This is a genomic window from Flavobacterium sp. (assembly GCF_031363805.1).
In the GTDB taxonomy this organism is placed as follows: domain Bacteria; phylum Bacteroidota; class Bacteroidia; order Flavobacteriales; family Flavobacteriaceae; genus Flavobacterium.
Genome location: NZ_JANLVD010000082.1, coordinates 1 through 9,055, shown reverse-complemented (window position 1 = coordinate 9,055; position 9,055 = coordinate 1). Strand labels below are relative to the sequence as shown.

The following is a 9,055-nucleotide window of genomic DNA, read 5'->3' as shown; positions in this document are numbered from 1 at the left end:
TCTCATTTGCTATAACTTCTCTACATTTATTGTCATCTGGAAAGGCTTTTATGAACTCTAAAATATTCTCCCCCCTAAATATTGCTTCCATCTACTATATTTTACTGTAAATATAATTGTTTTTTATGTATGTAACTCGAACGATTTATTTAAAATTGTGGTAAATAAACCGAGATACAATTAGTATAGTTAATATATTTTAAACCACATAGGCTCATAAAAAAATACGAAAATTAAATCGCTTTGCTCAGTTAAAGACTTCATAGCACTATGTGCAAAATGATATTTTCTTTGTTATCCTTAAACAAAAATTGTCAAGCTACGCTATGTGGTTAAAAAACAAATAAAATATCACTTTAACCACAAATTCCTAAAAACCTTGCTTTTATCATAATCAACGGCTTGTTTTTCAATATTGAAATAACGATTGCCACGCGGATCGTTCCCAACACCAGCCAAATAAGCCCAATTCCCCCAATTGCTACACACATCATAATCAATCAATTGCTGTTCGAAATAGGCTGCGCCATAGCGCCAATCTAGTTTTAAATCATTGCATAAATAGCTAGCCACATTTTGTCGGCCACGGTTGCTCATAAAACCTGTTTGTTTCAATTCGATCATATTTGCATCCACAAAATCTACTCCTGTATTTCCATTTATCCAATCATTAAGCTCGCTAATATTGTGTTTATTGACAACGATTCCTTTGTCTTGTATTCCAGATTGTTGGAAAAATTTAGTGTGGTATTTTTTCATCATAAACCTGAAATAATCACGCCACAACAATTCGAAAACCAACCAATAAGTCGAGTCATTGGCTCCAAATTGAGATTCATATTTCTTGAGTTCGCTATAAATATATCTTGGCGAGATACAACCCATGGACAACCATGCCGAAAATTTTGAAGAATAATCTGACCCGACCATTCCGTTTCGAGTTTCTTTATAGTTGGAAATGGCTTTTGTTTCAAAAAAATAATGGTTTAATCTTTTAATGGCTTCTGTTTCTCCACCTTTAAATTTTATTGCTGCTTTCGAATCAATTTCAGTAAATGTCAAACCCAATTCTTCCAATGTTGGTAATTTAATTTCTGGAATTGTGGGTGAATTTATTTTCAAAGGTTTGTCAAAAACAGCTCTTACTTTTGAATCTTGTTCTGTTTTTTTTCTGAAATTTGTAAATACATCTGGAATATCTTTTATAGAAAAAGGCAAATCTTCGGCATGGTATAAAGTACTTGTACTAAAAGTTTCAATTTCGCATTGTTGTTTCCAAAGTTCGTTCTGAACCAATTGTTTGGTTTGTTTTTCTTCGAAAGCTACTTCTCGTTTTGCAAAAACTTTTTGAACTTTGTATTGATGAGCAATTTTCGAAATTTCAACTTCTGGTTTTCCTATTAAAATGACTAATCCTGACCCTAATTCTCGAAGATTTTTATCTAGATCCAACAATGATTCCAATAGAAATTGCGCTCTAAAATTGCCAGTTTTTTTAAAACCATACTTTGTAGTTTCAAAATCCGATTCATCAAAACAATATACAGGTACTATTTGGTCACTTTGCGCAATAGCTTTCGCCAATGTTTCATTGTCGAGTAATCGTAAATCGGTTTTAAACCAAACTATTGAAGTTTTCATATTTTTTTATTTATCCTGCAAGGTTTCAAAAACCTTGTAGGTTTAATTGTTTTTTATAGATACTTACAAGGTTAAAAAAACCTTGCAGGATTACAAATCATTTATATTTTTCAAATAATAATCTGCTTGTTGCAACAATTCGGCTTTATGGTCGGGTTGCATTTTTCGCCATACATTATACATCATCCCAATTCTTGGATTTTTGCCCAATTTATCTTCGTTTTTATCATAAAAATTCCAATACAAACTATTGAAAGGACAAGATTTATCACCAGTTTTTATTGCTTTTTTGTAAAAACAACTACCGCAATAATGACTCATTTTATCAATATAGGAAGCTGAACTTGCGTAGGGTTTTGTACCTACAATGCCGCCATCGGCAAACTGACTCATACCGCGTGTGTTGGTAATTTCGACCCATTCAATTGCATCAATATAAATACCAAGATACCAATTATCGACTTCATCTGGATGAACTCCTGCCAAAAGTGCAAAATTTCCAGTGATCATCAGTCTTTGAATATGGTGTGCATAAGCGTAATCCAATGATTGGTTGATGGCATCTTTCAAACAATTCATTTTTGTTTTGCCTGTCCAAAACCATTCAGGTAATTTTCCTTGATGGTTGAAAAAATTCATATTGCCAAATTCGGGCATTTTCAACCAATAAATACCGCGCATGTACTCGCGCCATCCAATGATTTGACGTACAAAACCTTCCAGCTGATTGTACTCGATTTCTTCTGGACGTTTTTGCCATTCGGAAATAGCTTTGTCCACCACTTCTTTTGGAGAAATCATTTTTGAATTCATTGAAAATGAAACTCTTGCATGGTACAATGACCACTCGTTTGGTGTCATCGCATCTTGGTAAGAACCAAATAAATGCAAACATTCCGCAACAAAAAAGTCTAATAATTGTAGTGATTGGTCTCTGTTTATTGGCCAAACGAAATTGTTCTCATCAATATTTCCAATGGTTTTGATATTGGTTTTTTTGATTTCAATTAGAATTTTCGAAACATCATTATTAAAAACCAATGGCGGCGTTGGCTTGTGATTTTTTGGTAATTTCTTTCTGTTTTCGCCATCATAATTCCATTTTCCTGTGAGTGGTTTGTCATTTTCCATTAATACATCGTGCTTTTTTCGCATGGCATGGTAAAAACTCTCCATCAAAAATGTTTTTTTACCTTCAAAGAAATCTCCTAATTCGTTTCTTTCGGTGTAAAAATGCTCCGAATCTGCTACAGTATTTGAAATAGAAAGTTTTGAACAGAAATTTTTTAAAATTTGATCAAGACGATATTCATCGGGCAATTGATATTCAAAATTCGTAAAATGATTTTTAGTAATTAAAAAATCAATATTTTTTTCGAAAGATTGTAAGTTGTTTTCGTTATTCAAACAAAAATAAATTACTTGATGTTTTTTCGATTTCAAATCTTTTTCAAATTCTTGCATTGCAGAAAAGAAACCCACAATTTTTTGTATGTGATGTGTAGCATAATCGGTTTCTGTCCGAATTTCCATCATGACATAAGTAATAGAATCATTAACAGTTTTAAACCAAGAATGATTGCTATTTAATTGATCTCCGAGGATTAATCTAAGGGTTTTACTCATTTTATTTATTTATCCTGCAAGGTCTTTTTCAGACCTTGCAGGTGTTAATTTGAAACCTACAAGGTCAAAAAAGACCTTGCAGATTATTTATTTTTTCTACATCTATCGCTACAATATTTTACTTCGTCCCAAACTTTTTCCCATTTTTTACGCCAAGCGAAAGGTTTTTGGCAAACAATACAAATTTTGCTGGGTAGGTTTTGTTTTTTAACGCCTTTCATTTTCGAAATTTAATTTGGTTCGTTTCCATTCGACAGCTACCGATGAGCCTTCGGCTATGAAAACAGCTTCGGGTTTCGTTCGGTTTAAAACAGAAAATGATTTTCCATACATTGCTTCAAAATCACAATCAATTTTATAATTTACAACTTTATTTATTTTCCAACTTGGATGTTGCAATTTGTATTCTTCGGTTTTATTTTGATCAATTTTAGTGTAACCATAGTAATGTTCATAAATAAATTTTTCTAAAGAATCTTGTTTCATTGAACTAGATTTTATTGAAGATTCCACATAAATTGAATTCCATTTTTTATTCAATAGCCATTCAAATTTTATCTTTTTGCAATTATTTGCCTGATTTATTTCATGCTTTGTTGGTACAACGGTGTAATGTTCTTTGTATAATTTATTTGCCATCCAAGCTACTATTGGATACGGAATGGTTTCATTTATAAAAACTACGCCGCGTTTTATTTGATTATTTTCTCTTCTAACTACATAAAAGCGTAAATTAATTTCTTCAAAAGTGCCAAACCAAGGAATTGGAATACCAAACAATTTGGTTTTTTTAAACATAAAACCAACCAAACTTATGTATGCTTTGTCATTAAATAAATCAATTTCAACACCTTTGGGCAAAAAAGGGTCTAGAATTTTTGGATCAATTTCATAATTTGCCATAATGATATTTTCCCAATTTGCTTTTAAAAATATCGACATGTTATTTGGTTATTTTTTTAGGTTTTGCCATTCTAGTTTTTGAATTTGGGTTGGAAACATGCTTCTTTAAAATTCTTTTTCCTTCTTCCTTCACTTCATTTTTTTTTCGAAAACTCCAAACAATATCGCTAGCATATTTTCGAGTTTCCTCAATATTGACGATAGGAGCAGGGTAATCTTTTCCAATTTCACAATTATAAAATTGTTGTTCTATTGGATTCAATTTCCATGGTTCATGAATTAAATTTACTGGAATTTCAGCCAATTCTGGAAGCCATTGTTTAATAAAAATACCTTCAGAATCATGATCCTGAGAGTTTTTAATTGGACTGTAAATTCTAATGGTATTGATGCCCGTAGTTCCCGATTGCATTTGCAACTGTGGATAGTGAATTCCAGGTTCGTAATCTAGAAACTGTCGCGCCAAAAAATGCAATTCGCGCCAATCTTGCCACAAATTAAAGGTAAAAAACGAAACCACCATTGCTCTCATCCTAAAGTTAATATAACCTGTTGAAACCAAACATCGCATGCAAGCATCTACAATTGGGACGCCAGTCTTTCCTTCTTGCCAAGCTTTGATATGAGATTCATTTTTTGGTTTGATCAAAACATCATAAGCCCGATTTACATTTTCAAATTCCATACGACACTCATCTTCAAATTTTTGGATAAAATGACAATGCCAATGCAAACGAGAAACAAAATTTAAAATGGCTCTTTTATTGAATGAAGATTCATAGAATTTATTTGTGTATTGGTAAACCATTCTCATACTGATATTCCCATAAGTTAAATATGGTGATAAGCGGCTACAACTTTTACGACTCAAACTCGGTTTCGAAATGTGTTTGCTATAATTAATGTAACGGTTTTTTACAAAACTATCCAGATAACGCCAAGCGAAATTTTCGCCACCTTGCTGGAAGTTTTTATTGTGGGTTGTAATTTCTGTATTTAAAGTTTCTCCTTTAAATTCTATATAAAAATTAGAATCAAGACTTTCAATGTTGAGCGAATTGATGTTTATAATTTTTGGAGAATCGCGCATTACTTTTTCCCAACGTTTGTCCCAATCTTTTCTAGATTTTAGTTTCCTGATTACGCCATGCATTTGAGATTCTTTCCATTGAATAGAATTTTTATAGAAGAATTTTTGCATTTCAAAATCACGATCAAATGTTACTTTATTACCAATTTCTTGGTGCGAGAAAACATTTTTAATATCGTAAATTTTGATTAATTCTTCGAAAATAATACCAACTTCAGTGTGGAAAAAATAAATTTTTGAAGAGATAGCATCCAATTTTAATTGCATATCTTGTAATGATTGATGCACAAATCGCCAGTGACGAACGTCTGAATCATCATAATTCATTACTGATGGTTCGAAAAAATACACCAATAATATGGAAAGATTTTCTTGTTGAGCCATAAACAAAGGTTCGTGGTCTGTAAATCGAAAATCACGCTTAAACCAAACAATATTTATGGATTTTTTATTCAATTTTAGTTATTGAAGTTATTTTTCAAATAGTATATTAGTACTCATTACAGTTTTGAAGACTAAAAAGATTGTTTATCTCTTTGAAATTTTATTGCTAGAAATAGCTCTTTGTCTATTGCATTTGAAACGATCTATTCCTTCTGCGCGTTTTGCTTCGTGTTTGGTTTTGCAATTTTCAACACGCTTTCGCCACAATTTATAGCTACTAAATTTGAGTTCTTTTTTCATTAATGCTTTCACATCGGCTTCAACCAAGCCAAACTGAAATTTTATGGCATCAAAAGGCGTTCGGTCTTCCCAAGCCATTTCGATAATTCTATCAATAGCAATTTCTGTAAGTTCAAGATTTTCTGGAGTTGCAATTGGTGATTTCATTTTTATATAATTATTTAAGAAAACAGTCCACTTTTTTCATTAAAGATCATCCATTTTTTATCGCTATTCAATTTAAAAGTGGCAATATGCTCTTTATTCCATTCTAATGGACCAATTAATGACAAAAAATTATTTCCATCGGTTCCAACATACAAATGGTATATTTCGCCAATAACAGGTTCAAATGAAAACTTTGCATTATACACCATATCATTCCACTGGAATTCTTCCATTAATTTTTGATATTGTAGTTTGAGCTCGTTAAACTTGCTTTCAAGTTCTTTATTTACGTTATGAATTCCTCTACTTTTCCAAGCTACAATATCATCCGTTTTAATTACAGGAGCGCTAACAGATGTTGCGTATGGTAACATACTAGCATTATATCCTTTTTCTTTTGAATAGACTACATTATCTGGTTTTTCTTTTTCCATTTATTGACAATATTCTACAATATTTTGTTTAACTTATTTTGTGTAAAGATAAACAATATTTTATAAAATTCATTTTATTTCATGAAACAAATTAAAGAATTTATGGGTATCAATTAAAATATTTTGATCTTAACTAAACTACTATGGACTAGAATTCCATAGATTTGATTTTGGAGAGTTAAAGCCTGCCAGATGCAATAAATTCAACACGAATTTCACTAATTTACACAAATTAATTCGTGATAATTAGTGAAATTCGTGTTGAAGTTTTTAAAACTTGAAAGGTAAATGCGCTAAAGTTATAGTTTAAAACTATATATGAAACCAATAAAAAACCTGCAAATTTATTTACAGGTTTTGACAATATTTTAAAAAGATACTATTTCAAACTTCCCACCATTTCTTCGGGTTTCACCCAAGCATCAAAATCTTCTGCGGAAACATAACCCAATCGAACAGATTCTTCTTTCAAAGTTGTTCCGTTTTTGTGAGCTGTTTGTGCAATTTCTGCGGCTTTATAATAACCAATTTTGGTGTTTAAAGCCGTAACAAGCATCAATGAATTATTAACTAATTCTTCAATACGTGTATAATTTGGTTCGATTCCGCTGGCGCAATGTTCTTCAAAAGACAGGCAAGCATCACCCAATAATCGTGCCGATTGCAGAAAGTTGGCCGCCATGAGTGGTTTAAAAACATTCAATTCATAATGACCTTGCATGCCACCAATTGAAATGGCAACATCGTTGCCCATGACTTGCGCGCAAACCATAGTCAACGCTTCGCACTGAGTTGGGTTTACTTTTCCTGGCATAATGGATGATCCAGGTTCGTTTTCAGGAATTAAGATTTCTCCAATTCCTGAGCGTGGACCAGAAGCCAGCATACGAACATCGTTGGCAATTTTATTTAGTGAAACTGCCAATTGTTTCAACGCTCCGTGTGTTTCCACAATGGCATCGTGGGCGGCCAATGCTTCAAATTTATTAGGTGCAGTTACAAACGGGTGACCTGTAAATTTTGCAATATACTCAGCCACTTTAACATCATAACCAGTTGGTGTGTTGAGTCCAGTTCCAACAGCAGTTCCGCCAAGTGCCACTTCAGAAAGGTGAGACAATGTGTTTTTTATGGCTTTAATTCCGTAGTTTAACTGGGCAACATAACCAGAAATTTCTTGACCTAAAGTTAGTGGCGTGGCATCCATTAAATGGGTACGACCAATTTTAACCACATTTTTATATGCTAAAGCTTTCGCATGCAATGTATCACGCAATTTTTCTACACCTGGAATGGTAATTTCTACAACTGATTTGTATGCGGCAATGTGCATTCCAGTTGGATAAGTATCGTTTGATGATTGCGATTTGTTGACATCATCGTTGGCTTTGATGAATTGTTCGCCTTCGCCAATTTTATTTCCAGCCAAAACTTGCGCTCTGTTGGCCACCACTTCGTTCACATTCATATTGCTTTGAGTTCCAGAACCTGTTTGCCAAATGACCAAAGGAAACTCATCATCCAGTTTTCCAGCCAATATTTCATCGCATACTGCAGCAATGGCATCGCGTTTTTCAATTGGCAATGCACCCAAATCGCAATTGGCAAAAGCGGCCGCTTTTTTTAGATAGGCAAAACCCTGAATAATTTCTTTTGGCATTGATGCCGATGGTCCTATTTTGAAATTGTTTCGAGAGCGTTCCGTTTGTGCACCCCAATATTTATCTGCTGGTACTTGTACTTCGCCCATGGTGTCTTTTTCGATTCTGAATTCCATTTTAAATTATTTTAAGTTTTTAGGTTACTGTTTGTTTTTAGCCCCGATAGCAGTGAAAATCCTTTTTGTGCTTTTGTCCTTCGACATGCTCAGGATGACAAAAGCACAAAAAGATTGCAACGGATAGCGGGAAATAGCTCCAAAAATAAACATTCTACATTGGGTAAAAAAATGTATTAAAATAAATTTATAAAAATTATTGGTTAAGTAGAAATTTACATTTACTTTTGTTGAGTATTTAAAAAATTACGAAACGTTATGGTTGAATTTCCGCAATATTTAGGCTTTTTACTTTTCTTAACTGTATTAACTATTGGTTTTTGGTTATTATTTTTCTTGGTGGCTTTTGTTCAATATTGGATAGGTGGCGCTTTGTGGGAAATGTTTAAAGAATGGAGAGCCAAAAAACAACAGCAATCTGCATAAATTTTATTTGTCTGATATAAGAAAAGCACCTTTTTGAGGTGCTTTTTTAGTTACATAATGTATCAGATTATCCCATATTTTCACCATCGCCATTTTCGTTTGGTCTTTGTTTTGGTTCTCTATCAGATTTCTTTTTATTGAATCTGTAAGTAAATGAAAGTGTAAATTGTCTCACATTTCGTTGCATTTCGCTGTAGGAATTTAAAGTAGCAAGATTTACATCGCGAATCATTTTGCGACTATTAAATAGGTCACTTATATTAAAAGCAATGGTTCCCATATCTTTCAAAACATCTTTGCTAAAGGCTAAATTGGCGCTTCCAACAC

At 32.7% G+C, this 9,055-nt stretch carries 10 protein-coding genes; 1 reads left to right on the top strand and 9 read right to left on the bottom strand.

Annotated elements, in window-relative coordinates:
- Positions 1 to 351: 351 nt before the first annotated feature.
- From RMN92_RS04715 to fumC, 8 genes are all read right to left on the bottom strand, one after another.
- Positions 352 to 1,641, bottom strand: coding sequence for a DASH family cryptochrome (locus RMN92_RS04715; protein WP_309608314.1), 1,290 nt, complete (start codon positions 1,639 to 1,641; stop codon positions 352 to 354).
- Between the two features lie 90 nt (positions 1,642 to 1,731).
- A complete protein-coding gene (locus tag RMN92_RS04710; protein ID WP_309608313.1) occupies positions 1,732 to 3,267 on the bottom strand; it encodes a cryptochrome/photolyase family protein in 1,536 nt (511 codons plus the stop codon).
- 83 nt (positions 3,268 to 3,350) lie between these two features.
- The gene (locus tag RMN92_RS04705; protein WP_309608312.1) at positions 3,351 to 3,488 is read right to left on the bottom strand and encodes a DUF2256 domain-containing protein; all 138 of its coding nucleotides are present in this window, start codon (positions 3,486 to 3,488) and stop codon (positions 3,351 to 3,353) included.
- Positions 3,475 to 4,209, bottom strand: a complete 735-nt coding sequence (locus RMN92_RS04700) for a DUF2071 domain-containing protein (RefSeq protein WP_309608311.1) — start codon at positions 4,207 to 4,209, stop codon at positions 3,475 to 3,477. Before RMN92_RS04700 ends, RMN92_RS04705 begins: the two co-directional genes overlap by 14 nt.
- A gap of 1 nt (position 4,210) precedes the next feature.
- Positions 4,211 to 5,716, bottom strand: coding sequence for a deoxyribodipyrimidine photo-lyase (locus tag RMN92_RS04695; RefSeq protein WP_309608310.1), 1,506 nt, complete (start codon positions 5,714 to 5,716; stop codon positions 4,211 to 4,213).
- Between the two features lie 72 nt (positions 5,717 to 5,788).
- On the bottom strand, positions 5,789 to 6,091 hold the full coding sequence (locus RMN92_RS04690) for a TIGR03643 family protein (RefSeq protein ID WP_309608309.1): 303 nt from the start codon (positions 6,089 to 6,091) through the stop codon (positions 5,789 to 5,791).
- Positions 6,092 to 6,105: 14 nt separating this feature from the next.
- Positions 6,106 to 6,525 carry a DUF2452 domain-containing protein gene (locus RMN92_RS04685; RefSeq protein ID WP_309608308.1) on the bottom strand — a complete coding sequence of 140 codons (420 nt, stop codon included), beginning with the start codon at positions 6,523 to 6,525 and terminating at the stop codon, positions 6,106 to 6,108.
- A gap of 379 nt (positions 6,526 to 6,904) precedes the next feature.
- Positions 6,905 to 8,302, bottom strand: a complete 1,398-nt coding sequence (fumC, locus tag RMN92_RS04680; RefSeq protein ID WP_309608307.1) for a class II fumarate hydratase — start codon at positions 8,300 to 8,302, stop codon at positions 6,905 to 6,907.
- Positions 8,303 to 8,560: 258 nt separating this feature from the next.
- Between fumC and RMN92_RS04675 the strand changes: the two genes are divergently transcribed.
- Positions 8,561 to 8,728, top strand: a complete 168-nt coding sequence (locus RMN92_RS04675; protein WP_309608306.1) for a hypothetical protein — start codon at positions 8,561 to 8,563, stop codon at positions 8,726 to 8,728.
- Between the two features lie 67 nt (positions 8,729 to 8,795).
- On the opposite strand, the gene RMN92_RS04670 is transcribed toward RMN92_RS04675, so the two are convergent.
- On the bottom strand, positions 8,796 to 9,055 hold a 260-nt coding region (locus RMN92_RS04670; RefSeq protein ID WP_309608305.1), incomplete at its 5' end, for an outer membrane beta-barrel protein.

Excerpts from the sequence above, each read along its gene's own strand:
- RMN92_RS04715 (WP_309608314.1), bottom strand. The coding sequence starts at position 1,641 with ATGAAAACTTCAATAGTTTGGTTTAAAACCGATTTACGATTACTCGAC.
- RMN92_RS04710 (WP_309608313.1), bottom strand. The coding sequence starts at position 3,267 with ATGAGTAAAACCCTTAGATTAATCCTCGGAGATCAATTAAATAGCAAT.
- RMN92_RS04705 (WP_309608312.1), bottom strand. The coding sequence starts at position 3,488 with ATGAAAGGCGTTAAAAAACAAAACCTACCCAGCAAAATTTGTATTGTT.
- RMN92_RS04700 (WP_309608311.1), bottom strand. The coding sequence starts at position 4,209 with ATGTCGATATTTTTAAAAGCAAATTGGGAAAATATCATTATGGCAAAT.
- RMN92_RS04690 (WP_309608309.1), bottom strand. The coding sequence starts at position 6,091 with ATGAAATCACCAATTGCAACTCCAGAAAATCTTGAACTTACAGAAATT.
- RMN92_RS04685 (WP_309608308.1), bottom strand. The coding sequence starts at position 6,525 with ATGGAAAAAGAAAAACCAGATAATGTAGTCTATTCAAAAGAAAAAGGA.
- fumC (WP_309608307.1), bottom strand. The coding sequence starts at position 8,302 with ATGGAATTCAGAATCGAAAAAGACACCATGGGCGAAGTACAAGTACCA.
- RMN92_RS04675 (WP_309608306.1), top strand. The coding sequence starts at position 8,561 with ATGGTTGAATTTCCGCAATATTTAGGCTTTTTACTTTTCTTAACTGTA.